Source organism: Faecalibacterium tardum (assembly GCF_040096515.1).
Taxonomy (GTDB): Bacteria; Bacillota; Clostridia; order Oscillospirales; family Ruminococcaceae; genus Faecalibacterium; species Faecalibacterium tardum.
In genome coordinates, this window is sequence record NZ_JBBMEO010000003.1 from 196237 (window position 1) to 215060 (window position 18824).

16 protein-coding genes are annotated in these 18824 nt (G+C 58.3%); 15 read left to right on the top strand and 1 reads right to left on the bottom strand.

The genetic code is table 11. The features are described 5' to 3' along the window. Positions 1-122 precede the first annotated feature (122 nt). From recD2 to WMO44_RS04600, 6 genes are all read left to right on the top strand, one after another. Positions 123-2357 carry an SF1B family DNA helicase RecD2 gene (recD2, locus tag WMO44_RS04575; protein ID WP_349151889.1) on the top strand — a complete coding sequence of 745 codons (2235 nt, stop codon included), beginning with the start codon at positions 123-125 and terminating at the stop codon, positions 2355-2357. 139 nt (positions 2358-2496) lie between these two features. Further along, positions 2497-3522 (top strand): rod shape-determining protein, encoded by a 1026-nt coding sequence (locus WMO44_RS04580; protein ID WP_349151890.1) that lies wholly within the window; start codon positions 2497-2499, stop codon positions 3520-3522. 160 nt (positions 3523-3682) lie between these two features. Then, complete coding sequence (locus tag WMO44_RS04585; RefSeq protein WP_097779770.1) at positions 3683-4039, top strand: OadG family transporter subunit; 357 nt, start codon at positions 3683-3685, stop codon at positions 4037-4039. Positions 4040-4054: 15 nt separating this feature from the next. Then, entirely contained in the window at positions 4055-5263 is a 1209-nt protein-coding gene (locus tag WMO44_RS04590; RefSeq protein WP_005923974.1) for a sodium ion-translocating decarboxylase subunit beta, read from the top strand. Between the two features lie 181 nt (positions 5264-5444). Beyond that, positions 5445-6137, top strand: a complete 693-nt coding sequence (locus tag WMO44_RS04595; protein WP_349151891.1) for an alpha/beta hydrolase — start codon at positions 5445-5447, stop codon at positions 6135-6137. Further along, the gene (locus tag WMO44_RS04600) at positions 6131-6598 is read left to right on the top strand and encodes a GNAT family N-acetyltransferase (RefSeq protein ID WP_330221054.1); all 468 of its coding nucleotides are present in this window, start codon (positions 6131-6133) and stop codon (positions 6596-6598) included. The genes WMO44_RS04595 and WMO44_RS04600 overlap by 7 nt, the downstream gene beginning before the upstream one ends. Positions 6599-6680: 82 nt before the next feature. Here WMO44_RS04600 and WMO44_RS04605 read toward each other — a convergent pair whose 3' ends face one another. Continuing rightward, complete coding sequence (locus tag WMO44_RS04605; protein WP_349151892.1) at positions 6681-8408, bottom strand: carbon starvation CstA family protein; 1728 nt, start codon at positions 8406-8408, stop codon at positions 6681-6683. A gap of 703 nt (positions 8409-9111) precedes the next feature. Between WMO44_RS04605 and WMO44_RS04610 the strand changes: the two genes are divergently transcribed. The 9 genes from WMO44_RS04610 (at position 9112) to lon (ending at position 18804) form a co-directional block, all read left to right on the top strand. After that, entirely contained in the window at positions 9112-9420 is a 309-nt protein-coding gene (locus tag WMO44_RS04610; RefSeq protein WP_349151893.1) for a YerC/YecD family TrpR-related protein, read from the top strand. A gap of 59 nt (positions 9421-9479) precedes the next feature. After that, the gene (locus WMO44_RS04615) at positions 9480-9806 is read left to right on the top strand and encodes an alpha-helical endospore appendage domain-containing protein (RefSeq protein WP_097779775.1); all 327 of its coding nucleotides are present in this window, start codon (positions 9480-9482) and stop codon (positions 9804-9806) included. A 231-nt stretch (positions 9807-10037) separates the two neighbouring features. After that, positions 10038-10712: an HAD hydrolase-like protein gene (locus tag WMO44_RS04620; protein ID WP_349151894.1), complete on the top strand. Its 675-nt coding sequence runs from the start codon at positions 10038-10040 to the stop codon at positions 10710-10712. 39 nt (positions 10713-10751) lie between these two features. Then, a complete protein-coding gene (locus tag WMO44_RS04625; protein WP_349151895.1) occupies positions 10752-12608 on the top strand; it encodes an SGNH/GDSL hydrolase family protein in 1857 nt (618 codons plus the stop codon). 55 nt (positions 12609-12663) lie between these two features. Continuing rightward, positions 12664-12885 (top strand): hypothetical protein, encoded by a 222-nt coding sequence (locus WMO44_RS04630; RefSeq protein ID WP_349151896.1) that lies wholly within the window; start codon positions 12664-12666, stop codon positions 12883-12885. A gap of 84 nt (positions 12886-12969) precedes the next feature. Then, positions 12970-13710, top strand: coding sequence for a YjjG family noncanonical pyrimidine nucleotidase (locus WMO44_RS04635; protein ID WP_349151897.1), 741 nt, complete (start codon positions 12970-12972; stop codon positions 13708-13710). 43 nt (positions 13711-13753) lie between these two features. Next, the gene (locus WMO44_RS04640; protein WP_349151898.1) at positions 13754-15649 is read left to right on the top strand and encodes an ABC-F family ATP-binding cassette domain-containing protein; all 1896 of its coding nucleotides are present in this window, start codon (positions 13754-13756) and stop codon (positions 15647-15649) included. A gap of 15 nt (positions 15650-15664) precedes the next feature. Then, positions 15665-16210: a Gx transporter family protein gene (locus WMO44_RS04645; RefSeq protein ID WP_349151899.1), complete on the top strand. Its 546-nt coding sequence runs from the start codon at positions 15665-15667 to the stop codon at positions 16208-16210. 140 nt (positions 16211-16350) lie between these two features. Next, on the top strand, positions 16351-18804 hold the full coding sequence (gene lon / locus WMO44_RS04650; RefSeq protein ID WP_118657314.1) for an endopeptidase La: 2454 nt from the start codon (positions 16351-16353) through the stop codon (positions 18802-18804). The last annotated feature ends 20 nt before the right edge of the window (positions 18805-18824 follow it).

Below are 18824 nucleotides of genomic sequence, written 5' to 3' on the forward strand. Positions count from 1 at the left end.
CCCAGTATAGCACAACCGCCGGAAAAAGGCGAGAGCTACCCGGGGATTTTGCGGATTCTACAATTTACAAATCCCGCCAAAAGGGCTATACTTATAATATCTGTGCAAAGGAGGTGGAGCTGGTGGACGAGCAGCAGTTGGAACAGATCGAAGGCGTCGTGGAGGATATCATCTACGAGAACGAGGATAACGGCTATACGGTGTTCGAGATCTCCGGCGGCGGGGTGCTCACGGTGGTCTGTGGCATCGTAGGCGAGCTGCACGCAGGCGAAAGCGTCATCTGCCGCGGCAGATACGAAAACCACGCCACCTATGGCCGCCAGTTCCATGCGCAGGAATGCGAGACCGATATGCCCAAGGATCTGGAAGCGGTGTACGCCTTTCTGGCCAGCCGTTCCCTGCCGTATATCGGCGCAAGGACTGCGGATAAGATCATTGACATGTTCGGGGCTGAAGCGCTGGAGGTCATCGCCAACGACCCCGCCCGGCTGACCAAGATTCCCGGCATCTCGCCGGATAAGGCCGACCGCATCCAGCAGGAGTTCAAGCGGATGTTCGGCATGCGGGAGCTCATCGCCTATCTGGCACAGTTTGAGATCAGCCCCCGCAAGGCTATGGAGGTGTTCAAGGCCTTTGGCGTGGGGGCAATGCAGGCCATCGCGTCAAACCCCTATCTGCTGTGCGGCGAGCCGCTGCAGCTGGACTTCCGTCACGCAGACAGCATCGCCCAGTACTACCACATGGAAGGGGACTGTGCCCAGCGGTTGGAAGCTGCTCTGCTGCGCACCTTGCGCCACAATGCGGGCAACGGCCACACCTGTCTGCCCCGGGCGCAGCTGCTGGCCACTGCCTCCAACTTTATCCATCAGCCGCCGGAAAAGCTGGCCCGTGCACTGGATCACTGCATCGAAACGGAAGAACTGGCCGTGAAAATGTTCGATGCCGTGCCCTATATCTACCTGCCGGATCTTCTGGCAGCGGAGCAGGACATTGCCGACCGGCTGAATCTGCTGGCAAAGCGCGGCAAGAATGCCGTGCGGGAGCTGGATAAAAACATTCAGATATTAGAGCTGACTCAAGGGTTTGCCTACGCCCCCCTGCAAAGGGAAGCCATCCGCAAGGCCATGACCGAGAACTGCCTTGTGCTCACCGGCGGCCCCGGCACCGGCAAGACTACCACCGTCAACGCTATTTTGCAGCTGCTGGAAAATCAGGCCGAGCGGGTAGCCCTGTGTGCTCCCACCGGCCGTGCCGCCAAGCGTCTCAGCGAACTGACCGGGCGCAAGGCCAGCACCATCCACCGTCTGTTGGAGGTGGACTATACCGGCGGCGTGGTCAGCTTTATCCATAACGACAAAAACCTGCTCAAGTGCGATGTGGTCATTCTGGACGAGATGAGCATGGTGGACGTCAAGCTGTTTCAGGCGCTCATTGCAGCGCTGCGCTACACCTGCCGTATTATTATGGTAGGCGATGCCGACCAGCTGCCCAGCGTAGGTGCGGGCAACATCCTCAGCGAGGTCATCCGCTCCGGCTGTGTGCCCACCGTCTGCCTGAACGAGATCTTCCGGCAGGCAAAACGCAGTCTCATTGTGGAAAATGCCCACCATATCATTTCCGGTGAGCCGCTGCAAAAGGGCAGCAAGACCGATGACTTCTTCTTTCTGGAGACGGACGGCGAGGCTGCGCAGCGTCTGGTGTGCGACCTTGTCACCACCCGGCTGCCCCGGAGCTACGGCTTTGACCCCATCCGGGATATTCAGGTGCTGTGTCCCACAAAGCTTGGCCCCACCGGCACGCAGGCGCTGAATGTGGAGCTGCAAAACCTGCTCAACCCGCCCCAGAAGGGTAAGCCCCAGCTGCAAAGCGCTGCCCGGGTGTTCCGGGTAGGGGACAAGGTGATGCAGGTGCGCAACAACTACGAGATCGTCTGGAACCGCATCGGCGGCGAGCAGGGCGTAGGTGCCTACAACGGCGACATCGGCATCGTGGAAAGCATCAACCTGAGGGAACGCTCCATGGTGGTGCGTATGGACGACCGGCGGCTGCTCTACCCGGCGGAAAACCTGAACGAACTGGAGATCGCCTACGCCATCACGGTGCACAAAAGTCAGGGCAGCGAGTTCCCGGCGGTGATCCTGCCGGTGGCGCAGGTGCCGCCAAGGCTGTGCTACCGCAACCTGTTCTACACCGGTGTCACCCGCGCCCGCAGGCTGTGCGTTGTGGCGGGCCGCAGGGACGTGGTGAACAGCATGATGAGCAACATCCGGCAGAACCTGCGTTACAGCGGTCTGTGCGCCCTGCTGCAGGCCGGACAGCCGCCGGAGCAGCTCAGCACAGGAGGGGAGGATCCCTGACAAAACCGCGCAGAACAGCGGCAAAGCTTGTATACTTTTTGCCGCAACTATGTTATACTAAAGCAGTCTTTGTTTTTTGCCCGCAGCTGCGGGCGTTACATACATGATAGAGGAACGCAGAGAAAGGAATCAGGCAATTATGGCACAGAATGATATCGGCATCGACCTTGGTACTACTACCATCATCATTGCGCAGGAGGGCAAGGGCGTGGTGCTCAACCAGCCCAGCGTTGTGGCAATGGATACCCGCAAGAACACCGTGCTGGAAGCCGGCGATAAAGCACTGGCTATGGTGGGACGCACGCCCAACTACATCTCCGCTATCTTCCCGCTGAAGGATGGCGTCATCAGTGACCACACCATGACCCGGGAGCTGATCTGCCGCTTTGTCAAGCAGGTGTACAGCTCCCACATGGTCAAGCCCCGGGTGGCAGTGTGTGTACCTGCCGCCATTACCGGCATCGAGAGCGATGCCGTGGTGGAGGCTGTGGTGGCTGCCGGTGCCCGTCAGGTGTACCTGATCGATGAGCCTATCGCCGCAGCCCTTGGCTCCGGCATCGACATCACCCTGCCGGACGGCCGCATGATCATTGATATCGGCGGCGGTACCACGGATATCGCCGTGCTGAGCCTTGGCGGCAAGGTCAAGGCTACCAGTGTGCGCGTGGCCGGTAACCACTACGATGAGGAGATCCTCAAGCATGTCCGCAACAAATACAGCATCGCCATCGGCCAGCGCACCGCCGAGGAACTGAAAAAGCACATTGCCTGCTGCCCCCAAAAGACCGATTTCCACGAGAGCATGGAGATCAAGGGCCGTAGCCTGCTTACCGGTCTGCCGGTGCGCGTGACCGTTTCCACCGATGATCTGTACGAGCCGGTGATGATGCTCAGCGAGCAGATCGGCACCGCAGCCCATCAGGTGCTGGAAAAGACCCCGCCCGAACTGGCAGGCGATATCTACCGCAACGGCGTCATGCTGACCGGTGGCGGCGCCCAGCTGCACGGTCTGACCGAATATCTGAGCCAGGAACTGAAGGTGGAGGTCACCGTCTCGCCGGATCCCGTAAACTGCGTTGCACTGGGCACGGCGCAGAGCCTTTCCATCGGTGATAAGCTGGAAACCGGCTTTACGGATGCTACTCCGCGCATCGGCCGCCGCTAAGCTTGGTTCGTTTTGTCCATGTCATATCACAAAGCAGCAAAAATAAAATTTGTTAATTTTTGTTGAAATGATTGGCAAAATACGGTATACTATACCCAAATTGATTTTCTGCTAACGATGTTGTATCGCTTGCAGTATCCAACAAACAGGAGGAAAAACCATGGACTTAGGTTTCGATGTGGTCGTTACCATTACTGGTATCGTGCTGGTGTTCCTGATCCTCGTGCTGCTGATGGCTATCATCACGCTGGAGGGCAAGATCTTCGACTCGATGAATGCCAAGAAAAAGGCCGCCAAGGCTGCTGCGCAGGCACCTGCCGCAAAGCCCGCTGCCGCTCCGGTACAGCAGGCTGCGCCCGCTCCTCAGGTAGAGGAAGGCATCCCCGGTGATGTGGTGGCCGCCATTATGGCTGCTATCCATGCAATGGGCAACGGCAAGTACACCCTTAAGGCAGTGCGTCGTGGCAAAAATGGCTGGGGCAAGGCCGGCGTGAACGACACCACGGCCCCGTTTTAACACAGGAGGAAGAGCATGACACAGTTTATTGATACTCTGGTCGGTATTTTCCAAAGTTCCGGCTTTGCACAGTTTGGCCAGCCCGGCGGCTGGCTGTACGCCGTGATGATCTGCGTGGGCTGCTTTCTGCTGTACCTCGCCATCGTCAAGGAATTTGAACCCCTGATCCTGCTGCCCATGGCATTTGGCATGATCCTTGCCAACCTCCCCGGCAGCGGCATCATCCACATGCAGTACTTCGTTGGTGACGGTTTGGAGCACCCCATGTGGGTTGAGATCCTGAACAACGGCGGTCTGGCCGATATGCTCTACATGGGCGTTAAGCTGGGCATCTACCCGCCGCTGATCTTCCTCGGCATCGGCACCATGACCGACTTTGCACCCCTGATCTCCAACCCCAAGAGCCTGCTGCTGGGCGCTGCCGCACAGTTTGGTATCTTCGGTACTTACATGGGTGCCCGTCTGCTGGCCGCTACCGGTCTGGTAGACTTCACCCAGAAGCAGTCTGCTGCCATCTCCATCATCGGCGGTGCCGACGGCCCCACAGCTATCTTCGTTACCTCTCGTCTGGCACCTGAGCTGCTGGGCAGTATCGCCGTGGCAGCCTACAGCTACATGGCACTGGTGCCCGTCATTCAGCCGCCCATCATGAAGGCACTGACCACCTCCAAGGAGCGCTCTGTGGTCATGAAGCAGCTGCGCACTGTCTCCAAGACCGAGAGGATCATCTTCCCCATCATGGTCGCCATCATCGTTTCTCTCATCGTACCGGATGCCGCCGTTCTGGTCGGTATGCTGATGCTGGGCAACCTGATGAAGGAGTGCGGCGTTGTGGATCGTATCCAGAAGACTGCCGGTAACGAGCTGATGAACATCATCACCATCTTCCTGGCTCTGTCTGTTGGCTGCACCACCAGTGCAAACACCTTCCTGAATACCCGCACCCTGTTCATCATCGTGCTGGGTCTGATTGCCTTCTCCTTCGGCACCGCAGCCGGTGTGCTGTGCGGCAAGGTCATGTACAAGCTGACCGGCGGTCAGGTGAACCCCCTGATCGGTTCTGCCGGCGTTTCCGCCGTGCCTATGGCCGCTCGTGTTTCCCAGAAGGTCGGCCAGAGCGAGAACCCTTCCAACTTCCTGCTGATGCACGCCATGGGCCCCAACGTGGCCGGCGTTATCGGTTCTGCCGTTGCTGCTGGTATCCTGATCAACATCTTCGGCTAAGCAAAACCTGAAGCACTACCTCAAGAGCCACCGCACAAGTCTGTGCGGTGGCTCTTTTTTATCCCTTTCACGACAAACATAAAAAAATCTGTTACCTCTTTTCCTGTTTGTGTTTGGCTTTTGCTTGTGCTATCATAGAGAAAACAGGGCGCAATACGCCCCCAGAACAGGAGGGACTGTTATGGAAAAAATTAAGCTCAAGATCGCAGGCATTCCGGCTGTCCTGTACGGCAAGCGCAGCCGTAAGGTCTATCTCTATGTCCATGGCAAAAACGGCAGCGCAGCCGAGGCTGCCCGCTTTGCCCGCACAGCTTGCCCGGCAGGCTGGCAGGTTCTGGCTGTCGATCTGCCGGAGCACGGCACCCGAAAAAACAGCCCGGAAAAGCTGGTGCCGTGGGTGGTTACCCGGGAGTTGCAAGCGGTCTACGCCCGGGTGCAGCCGGTATGGAAGCAGATCCGTGTGTACGGGGTCAGCATCGGTGCGTGGTTTGCCATGCAGGCGTTGCAGACGCAAACGCCGGAAAAGGCACTGCTTGTCTCCCCGGTGGTGGATATGGAAAAGCTGATCCTTGACCTGATGCAGCAGGCAGGGGTAACGGAGGAGCAGCTGCACGCGGCAGGGGAGATCCCCACCGCCATGGGGGAGACCCTCTCGTGGCCGTATCTGTGCTGGGTGCGGGAACATCCGCTGCATTGGAAGGTACCCACACAGGTGCTCTATGCCGATACGGACCCCCTTATCGGGCACACCGCTATGGAGCGGTTCCGGCAGCAGACCGGGGCGCACCTGACCATTCTGGAGGGCGGGGAGCACTGGTTCCACACCGAGACCCAGCTGGCCGCTCTGCAAAGCTGGGAGGAACACAATTGCTGAACCTTACCGAACAGAAAGCCACGCTGGCAGAGCTGGAATTGCTGGTAGCGGTGCGCTGCCGGGTGCTGCGGGCAGCCAATCAGCTGCCGGAAGATACTCCGCTGCCGGAGGTGGAGAGCCAGACACGGACCTATTACCAGAAGGCCTTTGCCGAGAACACCCACACGGCGTATCTCCTTTGGGACGGTGAAACGCTGGCAGGCACCGGCGCCGTGAGCTATTTTCAGGTCATGCCCACCGTCCATAACCCCACCGGTCGGAAAGCCTACCTTATGAATCTGTACACCGCACCGCAGTACCGGCGGCAGGGCATTGCGACCCGCATCCTGACCCGGTTGGTGGAGGATGCGCACCGGCGCGGGGTGACGGCCATCTCGCTGGAAGCGACCGCAATGGGCAGGCCGCTGTATGAAAAGTTCGGCTTTGTACCCATGGAACATGAAATGGAACTGCCGGAATAAAACAAAACGCCGCTGACGGCTTTGCGCATCGTCAGCGGCGTTTTGCTTATTGAAAACAGGATTGTGAATGGCAGGATTAGAATCAGACTTTTGCTTCGCTGTTGTGCTCAGCCTTCTTGTAAGCGGAGAAGGAGTGGAACACAATGTTCAGGCCCAGCACGATCAGCAGCACGGCAAGGATCAGCTGCAGGCCGTTTGCGATGAACACAGCGCCCCAAGTGGTCTCACCGGCAGGGATGGTAACAGAAGCGGCAGTGCTGATGGCCTTGACCATAGCGATCAGGCGCTGCACCAATGCGGTAAAGGTAACGCACAGCATGATGATCAACGGGGGGAACAGCATCTTGTTGCTGCGGCCGGTCACCTTCAGGAACACGCACAGGGTAGCCAGCACCAGTGCGCTCAGCAGCTGGTTGGCAGAGCCGAACAGCGGCCAGATGTTGGCGTAGCCGATCTTGGTCAGGATAAAGCCGAACACCAGCGTGATAAAGGTGGAGAAGTACACATTGCAGAACAGCTTGCGCCAACCCTCAGCGTGCTCCATATCGTCCACGCTGAACAGCTCCTGGAAGCTCATGCGGCCAATGCGGGCCACGGCATCCAGACTGGTCAGTGCCAGTGCGGAAACGCACATGGTCATGAACACGGTAGCAGCGTAGGCGGGCACACCGAACATCTCAAAGAAACCGGCAACGCCGCGGCTGAAGATCTGGAACGGGGTACCAGCGGCAGGGGTGCCGTCGGCAGCTGCGGCAGCACCGGCCACGCACAGAGCCAGCACAGCCAGCAGGCTTTCAAGGATCATGGCACCGTAGCCGACCTTCAGCATATCCTTCTCGTTCTCAACGGTCTTGGAGGAAGTACCGGAGGAAACAAGGCTGTGGAAGCCGGAAACTGCACCGCAGGCCACGGTGACAAACAGGATGGGGAACATGGTGCCCAGCTTTTCGTTGGTAAAGCCGGTGAACACGGGCAGGTTCATGGTGGGGTGTGCAACCAGCAGGCCAACCACAGCGCCCACGATCATGGCCACGAACATAAAGGTGGTCATGTGGTCACGGGGCTGCTTGAGCAGCCACATGGGCAGCACAGCGGCAAAGAAGATGTACACAAAGGTGATGTAGCTCCAAGCGGCCTTGCCCAGGATCAGGGGCAGGTTTGCGCCGATAACAAAGGACAGCACGATGAACACGATGCTGATAACGCTTTCCTTCCAGCCGGAGAAGTTGAACTTTTTCTGCAGCAGGCCAAAGATAACGGCAAACACCATGAACATGATGGACACCATACCGGCAGCGCCGTTGGTCTTGGCGGCCTCGACCATTGCACCGTCTGCGCCGAAGGCATTGAAGGTGCCGGCAACCATGTCCGCAAAGGCGGCAATGACGATGCCGCAGAACAGCCAGCAGAACAGCAGGAACAGCTTGCGGCCGGTCTTGCCGATGTACTTTTCAATCAGCATACCCATGCTCTTGCCGTCGTTCTTAACGGAAGCATACAGGGCACCAAAGTCGGTGACAGCGCCGAAGAAGATGCCGCCCAGCAGCACCCACAGCAGCACCGGCAGCCAGCCGAAGGCTGCGGCCTGAATGGCACCGGTGACAGGGCCTGCGCCGGCAATGGAGCTGAACTGGTGGGCAAACACCGTCCAGCCGTTGGTGGGCACATAGTCCCGGCCATCCTCGTGGACGACAGCCGGAGTCTTGGCTGCGGGGTCAATGCCCCATTTGTTAGCCAGCCAGCGGCCGTAAAGCACATAAGCGCCAAACAGGCACACCGCTGCGATCAATACGATGACCAGCGTGTTCATAGTTTTCTACCTCTTTCCTTTTTTCACTCCGCAACAGGTTCGGAACGATAGACTGCCGTCCGGCAAAGCATTGCCCCGGAGCGTAAAAAACCTTCGTCCTCGGCACATGACCGGGTTTTCCGGCCACACTCCGAAGACGAAGGCTTCTGCTCCCGCCTGCCAGGGCAGGAGCAATACTCCGCGGTACCACTTCGCTTGCTGTGTTAAAACAGCCACTCTCCCACGCATGGTACACTGACCATGCTGCCCGATAACGTGGGCTGGACGGCACCGTGCTACTAAGGGGCACAAAACCCGGTTCACACAGGCTGCTCGCAGGCGAGGGTCCTCTGCTCCTGACTGCCGCTTTTTCACCCGAGAAGCGGCTCGCTGAAAGAGGGTGATGCAGAAGATCATGTCCTGTTCCTTGCATTTGCTGAATGATTGTGTCCTACTTTATTCCCGTTTTCATCAATTGTCAATATTTTCGTCACAAGTTCAGAGGATACGCCAATTCAAGCCATTTTCTGGGAATAATTTTTAGGTGATTTTCTTTCATGTGTGAAGAGAATAAAACTAAACACGTCTACAATTGAAAACCATTCACTCACAGGTCTTGACTTTCACACTTTGAAGTGCTAAAGTAATAGCGTGCAGAATATTCCGTGCGGCAGCACTGCCTGTTTTGCCCGCTGCCGCCGCTATTATAATAAGGAGAAAAACAATGGCTGAAAAAAATTCCAGAAGAAACGAGACGACGGATGCGCTCTTTGATGCCATCCTCAGTCTGGAGAGCCGGGAAGAGTGCTACGCTTTTTTTGAGGATCTGTGCACTGTAAAGGAGATCTCGGATATGGCACAGCGCTTACAGGCTGCAAAGCTCCTGCTGGACGGTGCCACCTACGAGCAGATCGTCAAGGCGGTGGAGATCAGCACTGCCACCATCAGCCGCATCAACCGCTGCATCCAGTACGGCTCCGGCGGCTACCGCGACACCATCGAGAAGGTGCACGCACAGGCAGAAAAGCAGTAACAGCCGTACCCGCCGCGGCATAGGATAGGGCACACGACCGGAAAGGAAGGTTTTGCCCTATGATGATCGATACACCCTGTACCCGTTCTCAGTGCCCGGAAATGCCCAAGGTCAGTCTGGATCAGGCTGTCGTGGACCTGATGGAAAGCATTGCCTTGCAGGAAACGGCGCTCAGCCACATTTTGTGTGCCGAAAGCCGGAAGATGCAGAAAGCCATGGATCTGGACGGTCTGGATCTTTGCAAGCTGCTGGAGGTGAACGACTCCGCTACCAACATGGTGCACGCCGTAGCAAACCTTGAGCTGGTGCTCAAGGATAAGCTGGAGTTCATCTCCAACAACCTCTATGTCCCGGGGGACAGCAGCTGCCCATCACCTGCGCAGTAACGCTTTTGCAGGGGACGCTCTCTGCTGCAATTTGATCCGTGAAAATGCAATGCCGGGCAGCCCGCGGGCTGCCCGGCATTGTGCTGTCCCGCGCTGCCGTAAGGGAGGCTGCTGTGCAAAATACGGCGCAGCGGCCTCCCTTTTTAGGAAAATTCTGCATAAGAGACAGAAAAATCTTTTGTTGGAATTGCTGATGTATCAAATCTGTGCTATACTATTGGATGTATCACCATGAAAGCGAGGAATAAAATATTGCTGCATTATGATGCGATCCTATTTGATGTGGACGGGACGCTGATCGATTCAGCCCCCGGTATCATTCATACATTGCAAGAGGTTTTCTGCACCATGGGTGTGGATGTATCCGGCATCAACCTGCGCCGCTATCTGGGCCCGCCCCTGCGCAAAAGCTTCGGCGAGCACTTCACCGACCCGGCGCTGATCGAAAAAGCTACCGACCTTTACCGCACGAGTTATGCGGTGAAGGGCAGTCACGAGTGTGCCGTGTTCCCGGGCGTTCTGCAGATGCTGCAAACCCTGAAAGACGCGGGTTTTCTCCTGTGCACTGCCACCTCCAAGCCCACCAAGGTGGTCACCCCCATTCTGGAAGAGCAGGGGCTGGCACAGTATTTTGATTTTATCGGCGGCGCCTCTATGGACGAAAGCCGGGACACCAAAACCGAGGTCGTGCGTTATGTGCTCAGCCAGCCCGCCTTGCAGGGCAAGCGGGTGCTGATGGTGGGCGACCGTAACGATGATATGCGGGGCGCTGCCGACTGCGGTCTGGATGCTGCCGGTGTGCTGTATGGCTACGGCAGCCGGGAAGAGCTGGAACCCTTCCATCCGGTGCTGCTGGCCGAAAGCTGCGCCGACCTTACCGACCGGCTGCTGGCAGCCCGGGTATGACAGGAAGTTTCATTCCTTCGGAAGGAGAATGGATAGAATATGAGAAGCAATAACCAAAAGGAGAATCAGGCACTGACCCCGATGCAGAAGCAGGCGGTGCTGGTGTGCATCGTGTGTGCACTGGCGGCGCTGCTGACCATCGGCATCACCCTTACCATGCTCAAGCGGGGCAAGAACCCGACGGAGCAGCCGGGGGATTCTTCTATTATTACCCCCGCGCCCGCCCCGGAAGGGGAGGAGGATATCTCTGACCACTATCAGATCAACGAGACCTCCAGCGCGCTGCTCACCGGGACCGCCGATGCCGGCAATGCCTATCAGGAGCAGACCCTTTTTATCGGCGATTCCAACACGGTGCGTCTGTACGCCAGCGGTCTGATCTCATTGCAGCAGTTCTGCGCAAAAGAGGGCATTGGCACCAGCGCCGCCCTGCATGAGGGCATCGTCACCTTCAAGCGGGACGATAACCGCTACACCATCGCACAGGCAGTGGCAAAAATGAAGCCCCGCCGGGTGGTCATCATGCTGGGCACCAACGATAACGGCATGAACACCGAGGACTTTATCAGCAACTACACCGCGCTGGTACAGGCCATTCAGGCCAGCTATCCCTATACCGATATCATCGTCAACACGGTGCCGCCGGTCCCGTCCAACCACTCCAACTACCCCAACATGGACCAGACCCGTATTGATGATTTCAACATGGCGCTGCTGACCATGTGCGAGCAGCTGGGCGTCAAGTTCCTCAACTCTGCCGAGGCGCTCAAGGACGCCAACGGCTACGGCAATGTGGATTACTACCAGAGCGGGGACATCCACCTCAAGCCCGCAGGTCTGAAGGTGCTGCTGAAGTATCTGCGTACCCACGCCTATGAGACCGAGGATCGCCGCCCGGACACCAATAACATCCCCACCCGCGCCGAGTATACCGCTAACCCCAGCTCTGCCGTGGAAGCGCCCAGCAGCTCGGAGGAAGTCTCTTCCTCGGCTGTTGAGGAAAAAACGGAGTATCAGGCCGGTTACCGTGTAGATAAAACCGGCGGCGGTACCCTGACCTGCGGCAACGAGAGCGGCAAGTCTCTTACCGTCAAGGTGACCAGCGCCGCCCAGACTGTTACTGTTACCGCAGTGCCGGAGGACGGCTATGTGTTCGTCAAGTGGAGCGATGGCGTGACCAAGCGCACCCGCACGGATACCAATTTTGACCAGAACGTGGATGTGACCGCTGTGTTTGCGGCAGCCTCTATCCAGATCAGCAGCAGCGGCAAGGCTGCGCTGGGGGATTCCTACACCTTCAAAGCTACCCTCAAGGGCAAGTATCTGGATACTTCCAGCATCCGCTGGTATGTCAATGGCAGCGAGGTGACACAGGCTGCCGGCAAGACCACCGTAAAGGGCGAGGTAGACCCCTCCATGCTGGGCGGCACCTTCCGGGTGTACGCCACCGCCAGCTATAATGACTGCACTGTGACCAGCAACAAGCTGGAACTTTCGGTCAGCGGTGCATCGTCCAGCTCGTCCAGCAGCAGTTCCAGTGCATCCTCTAAGGAGGATAAGCCTGCTTCTTCCAAGGAAGAAACGTCCTCCTCTAAGGAGGACAAACCGGCCTCTTCCAAGGAGGAGAAGCCCGCTTCTTCCTCCTCGAACGGTACTTCTGAAAGCACCGGCAGCTCCTCCAAGGTAGAGAAGCCCGCCTCCTCTGCGGCTTCTTCTAAGGTAGAAAAGCCCACTTCTTCTTCGCAGAGCAGCTCCTCCTCCAAGGAGGAAAAAACCGCTTCTTCTAAGCAGGAGCACACGGCTTCCTCCAAGGAAGATGAACCGGCAACCTCTAAAGAGGAAAAGCCAGCGTCCTCCAAGACTGAAGCCAGCGCCAGCAAGGAAGCTGCTAACTAAGGGCACATTCCGCGCCCGCGCCGCATAGGCTGGCGTGAGAGGAAGGTGGAGCCCTATGTACTGGCAAGAAATGCGCACACCCTCCCTGCCCGGGGAGAACGACGTGACCAACGGCAGCGTGGATTACTACGATACCGACTGGGAAAACGTGGATAACAGCGCATTGGAGGAAGAAATGCAGAAATGCGGTCTGACGCCCTGCGAGGGAAAGACACAGTGCCCGGACAACGCCCCGGCACAAACAGACCGGTCTGCGTATGAAATCGTTTCTGAATAACGAGAAGCCAGCTCTGCCGGGGGTGGGGCTGGCTTCTCCCTGTTGATACACAAGTGGGAAATGCTGAAAAGAAAGTGAGATACTATGGCAAAATATTATTGCATCCTGTTCGATGCGGACAATACGCTGCTCAACTTTGATGCAGCCGAAAACAAGGCGCTGGCCGAAACGCTGGTAAACTACGGTATCGAGCCGGATGCTGAGACCGTGCAGACCTACCGCACCATCAACGAGGAACTGTGGCGGCAGCTGGAAAAAGGCCAGATCCGCCGCGAGAAGCTGTTTGGCGAGCGGTTCAGCCGCTTTTTAAAAGCCATCAATGCCGCCGGCGACGGTGTGGAGATGAACCGCTTCTATCTGGAGCAGCTGTCCACCCACCCGGATCTGATGAGCCCGGAGGTGCTGGACGTGCTGCGCGAGCTTTCTGAGGTGGCAACGCTGGCCATCGTCAGCAACGGCGCGCAGAAGGTGCAGACCCGCCGTCTGGCAGAAAGCGGTGTGATGAACTTTATGGAGGACGTGTTCATCTCTGAGAAAATGGGCTGCGAAAAGCCCAATGCCCGCATCTTTGATGCGGCTCTGCGCGCGCTGGGCGTGGAGAACCGGGAGCACGTTCTGATGGTGGGCGACAGCCTGGCCAGCGATATTCAGGGCGGCAGCAACGCCGGGCTGGATACCTGCTGGTACAACCCCAACCACGCCGAAAACCCCGGTAAGGTGATCCCCACCTACGAGATCGCCAGTCTGGAGGAGCTGTATCCGCTGGTGATGGAGCAGGAGGAACTGGCCAACGTTGGCCTGAAGAACCGCCGCCACCAGTGCTGAAACCTATGGTGTAACTGAAAAGAACGGATAACGGATCAAAACTATGCTGATACATTTAGAAAAACTGGGTAAGACCTTTGGCGAAAAAGTAGTGCTGCACGATGTGACCGCCAGTGTCGAGCGGGAAGACCGCATCGGCATCGTGGGACAAAACGGTGCGGGCAAGACCACTCTGCTCAAGATCCTTACCGGCGAATATCAGGACTACGAGGGCGAGTTCAGCGTGACCCATGGGGTGACGCTGGGCTATCTGGAACAGAACGCAAAGCTGGATGCCACACTGGATATCTACGGCGAGATGCGCGCCACCTTTGCCCCGGTGCTGGATGCCATGGCGCAGATGCAGATCTTGGAGCGCCGCATGGCTGCCCAGCCGGACAACGCCGACCTGCTGGCACAGCACGATGCTTTACAAAACATCGTAGACGCCGCCGATGGCTACAACATGGACGTGAACATCAAAAAGGTGCTGTCCGGCATGGGCTTTGCGCAGGATACATGGCAAAAGAACATTGCGGTGCTCTCCGGCGGCGAGCTGACGCGGCTGCGTCTGGCGAAGCTGCTGCTGGAAAAACCGGATGTCCTCATTCTGGACGAGCCTACCAACCACTTGGACTTTGCCACCATGGAATGGCTGGAAAACTATCTCAAGAGCTACTCCGGTGCGGTGCTGGTGGTCAGCCACGACCGCTATTTCCTCGATAATGTCTGCACAAAGATCTGGGAGGTGTCCTTCCAGACCATGACCACCTACAAGGGCAACTTCTCGGCCTATCTGCCCCAGAAGGAGGCTGCCGATGCCCTGCGCCAAAAGCAGCACGATGCCGACGTGGCACTGGCTGAAAAGCTGCAGGACTATGTAGACCGCAACCTTGTGCGCGCCTCCACCACCAAAATGGCGCAGAGCCGCCGCAAGCAGCTGGAAAAGCTGGAGATCACCGAGGCACCAAAGGACGAGACCAACCAGCTGAAGTTTCGCTTTGAATACGACGTAGAGCCGTGGAATGAGCTGGTGATGCTGAAAAACCTCAGCATCAAGATCGGGGAGCGCACCTTGCTGGAACCCTTTACCTATACGGTCTGCCGCGGGCAGCGGCTTATCATTGCCGGCCCCAACGGTGCGGGTAAATCCACCCTGATGCAGGTGCTGGATGGCAAGCGCCGCCCCTCCGGCGGCATGGTGCGGCTGGGCACCGGAGCACGTCCCAGCATCTTTGCCCAGCAGCAGAACCGTCTGGGACAGGGCAGGGTCATTGACGTCATCTGGAACAAGTACCCCCGCATGACCGAGCTGGAAGTGCGCAGCCACCTTGCAAAGCTGGGCTTCCGGGGCGATACCGTGTTCAAGCCCTGCGAAGCATTGTCCGGCGGCGAGCTGGCGCGTCTGCGCTTTGCGGAGATCGTGCTGGAGCGGCCGAACCTGCTGTTTCTGGACGAGCCCACCAACCACTTGGATATCTATACCCGCGAAAACCTGACCGAAGCGCTGATGGCCTACACCGGCACCCTGCTGCTGGTCACCCACGACCGTCACCTGATGAACAGTCTGGCCTGTCCCATCCTCTACCTTGAGGACGGCAAGGCAGTGCTCTACCCCAGCTACGATGCCCTGATGGGTCGCACCGCCCCGGTGCAGGCTGCCCAGAAGGCTGCCGAGCCCGCCAAGACCGGCTACGGCAAGGAGCAGCGCCGCCGTCGCGCCGAGCTGCGCGCCAAGATCAAGGCCTGCGAGGACGAGATGGAGGCCTGTGGCGCACGCGAGGTGGAACTGGACAACGAAATCAACTCCCCGGAGGTTTACAACGACCCTGACCTGCTGCGCCAGAAAAGCGATGAACTGAGCGACCTGCGCTTCCATCAGGAGGAGCTTTTTGCCGCATGGGAAGCCGCCATGGAAGAGCAGGAAGCCTACGAGCAGACGCAGCAGCCCGAAGAATAAAGGAGCGTATCCTCTATGCCTAAAAATCACCGCAGCTATCAAAAAACACGGCACATCGCCCTGTCCGGTCTGCTGTTTGCGCTGGCCATGGCGCTTTCCTTCATTGAGGGTACGCTGGTCATCCCGGGGCTTTTGCCGGGCATGAAGCTGGGGCTTGCCAACATCGTGGTCATGTACGCGTTGTTCTTCATGGGTCCCCGGCAGGCACTGGTGCTGGATGTGCTCAAGGCGCTGTTCGTCTTTCTGGTGTCCGGTTTCACGGCAGGCTTCCTCTCGCTGTGCGGCGGGCTTTTGTCCCTTGCGGTGATGTGGGTGCTGTACTATCTTTTGCCGGTGCGCCCCACATGGTTCATCCTGTCGGTCTGCGGCGCACTGGCGCATAACGTGGGGCAGCTGCTGGGCGCGGGGGTCATCATCTCCTCGTCCTTGTCGCTGTACTACGCGCCGGTCATGCTGGTGCTGGGGCTTGTCATGGGTGCGCTCACCTCGGTCACGTTGCGTGCGCTGCTGCCCGCGCTGGGCAAAATGGGCTTCAACACCCATGAAAACCGCCCCGATTGACCGACCATTCCGGCAAGGCAGTTGCATTTTGGCCGGAAATCTGTATAATAAGGAAACAACTGTATTTTTATCAAAAAGACCCCAAAGGATAGCGCTGCCGCAGCATGGAAACTCGAGCGGCAGTCGGGAGGTGTTTGTATATGTCTGAAAAAGTTACCATCAAGGTCGAGCGTAAGGAGCTCCATCTACCCACCATCGCACTGCGCGGGCTGGTGGTGTTCCCCAACAACCTTGTTCATTTTGAAGTCGGGCGGGAAAAGAGCATTGCCGCCGTGGAGTGGGCCATGGCCAATAACTCCAACGTGTTTCTGGTAGCCCAAAAGGAGATGGAAACCAGCGAGCCCACCCAGCAGGATCTGTATACCTACGGCGTAGTAGCCGAGGTCAAGCAGGTGCTGCGCGTGTCGGACGAGCTGGTCAAGGTGCTGGTGGAGGGCAAGTACCGCGCCAAGCTGACCGAGCTGGATACCACCGGCGATTTTCTGCTGTCTGCTGTGCGCTCCGCTCCGGTGCGTGCCGCAAAGCCCGAAGAAGCTGTGGAGACCGAAGCGCTGCTCCGCGCCCTCAAGACCGGCTTTGACGAGTATCTGGGCATGAACCCGCGCCTTGCCAAGGACGTGGTGTTCACCATCGTTTCCAGCGATGACCCCATGTTCCTTACCGAGTATATGCCGGCAAATCTCTTGTTCCGCTACGAGGACAAGCAGGCCGTGATGAACGAAAACACCCTCAACGGCCGCCTGCAGCGCCTTGTGGAAATGCTGCGCCGCGAATGTCAGGTGATGAAAATCGAAAAGGAAATCGCGGAAAAGGTCAACGAGTCCATGGACAAGAACCAGCGCGATTACTACCTGCACGAGCAGCTGCACATCATCAACGACGAACTGGGCGAGGGGGACGATACCCACGCCGAAGCTGATGATTACCGCCGCAAGATCCGGGAGCTGCACCTTGCCGAGGACAGCGAGAAAAAGCTGCTCAAGGAGGTAGACCGCCTTTCCCGGATGCAGAGCAGCAATCAGGAAGCCACGGTCATCCGTACCTATCTGGATACCTGTCTGGATCTGCCGTGGAACACCATGACCGTGGATGATCTGGATATCCACCGCGCCCAGCAGATTTTGGATCGGGACCACTACGGCCTGAAAAAGGTCAAGGATCGCATTCTGGAAATGCTTGCCGTGCGCAAGCTGGCACCGGATGTGAAGGCACAGATCATCTGCTTGGTCGGCCCTCCGGGCGTTGGCAAGACCAGCATTGCACGCTCCATCGCCGAAAGCCTTGGCCGCAAGTATGTGCGCATCAGCCTTGGCGGCGTGCGGGACGAAGCCGAGATCCGCGGCCACCGCCGCACCTACATCGGTGCCATGCCCGGCAAGATCATCAGCGCCATGATCACCGCCAAGTCCTCCAACCCCCTGATGCTGCTGGACGAGATCGACAAGCTGGCAGGGGACTTCCGGGGCGACCCGGCGGCGGCTCTGTTGGAAGCACTGGACCCGGAACAGAACAGCACCTTCAACGATCATTTCATTGATATCCCGTTTGATCTGAGCCATGTGCTCTTTATCACCACCGCTAACGACTTGGGCAGCATCCCCGGCCCGCTGCGGGACCGCATGGACGTCATCGAGCTGCCCAGCTACACCCGCGTGGAAAAGTATAACATTGCCCGCAAGCATCTGCTGCCCAAGCAGCTCAAGGCCTGCGGCCTGACCGGCAAGGTCACCATGAACCAGAGCGCACTCTACGGCATCATCGACGGCTACACCCGCGAGGCCGGTGTGCGTAATCTGGAGCGTACCATCACCAGCGTGCTGCGCAAGTGCGCCCGCAAGATCGCTGCCGGCGAGGTGGAGAGCGTAGCTGTTACCGCTACCATGCTGGAAGAGCTGCTTGGCCCCCGCATCGTCAAGCCGGACTTCCTTAACCGCACCAACGCCGTGGGCATCGCCAACGGTCTGGCATGGACCAGCGTAGGCGGTGAGACCCTGCCCATCGAGGTGCAGGTCATGGATAACGGCACCGGCAAGATCACCGTTACCGGCTCTCTGGGCGATGTGATGAAGGAGAGCGCACAGCTGGCAGTCACTTGGGTGCGCGTCCACGCCGAGGAATACGGCATCGACCCCGAGCGGCTGAAAAAGTGCGATCTGCACATCCACGCCCCCGAGGGCGCTGTGCCCAAGGACGGCCCCAGTGCCGGCGTCACCCTGACCACGGCACTGGTGTCCTGCCTGTCCGGCGTACCGGTGCGCGGCGATGTAGCCATGACCGGCGAGATCACCCTGCACGGCAATGTGCTGCCTATTGGCGGTCTGCGGGAAAAGAGCATGGCTGCCTACCGTGAGGGTATGAAGACCGTGCTCATCCCCAAGGATAACGAGCCTGATCTGTATGACGTGGACGAGGAGGTCAAGAAGAATCTTACCTTCCTGCCCATGCAGAACCTCTCGCAGGTGCTGGCTGCTGCCCTGCTCAAGCCGAAGGCAGCAAAGAGCACCGCAGGCCGTCCCCGCACCAAAAAGTCCAAGGCAGGGGAGAGCCGCATCCCCGCTGCGCCTGAGAAGAACCAGCCGGGCGCTGTCTGCTGAAAAACAGAAAGGAACACGCC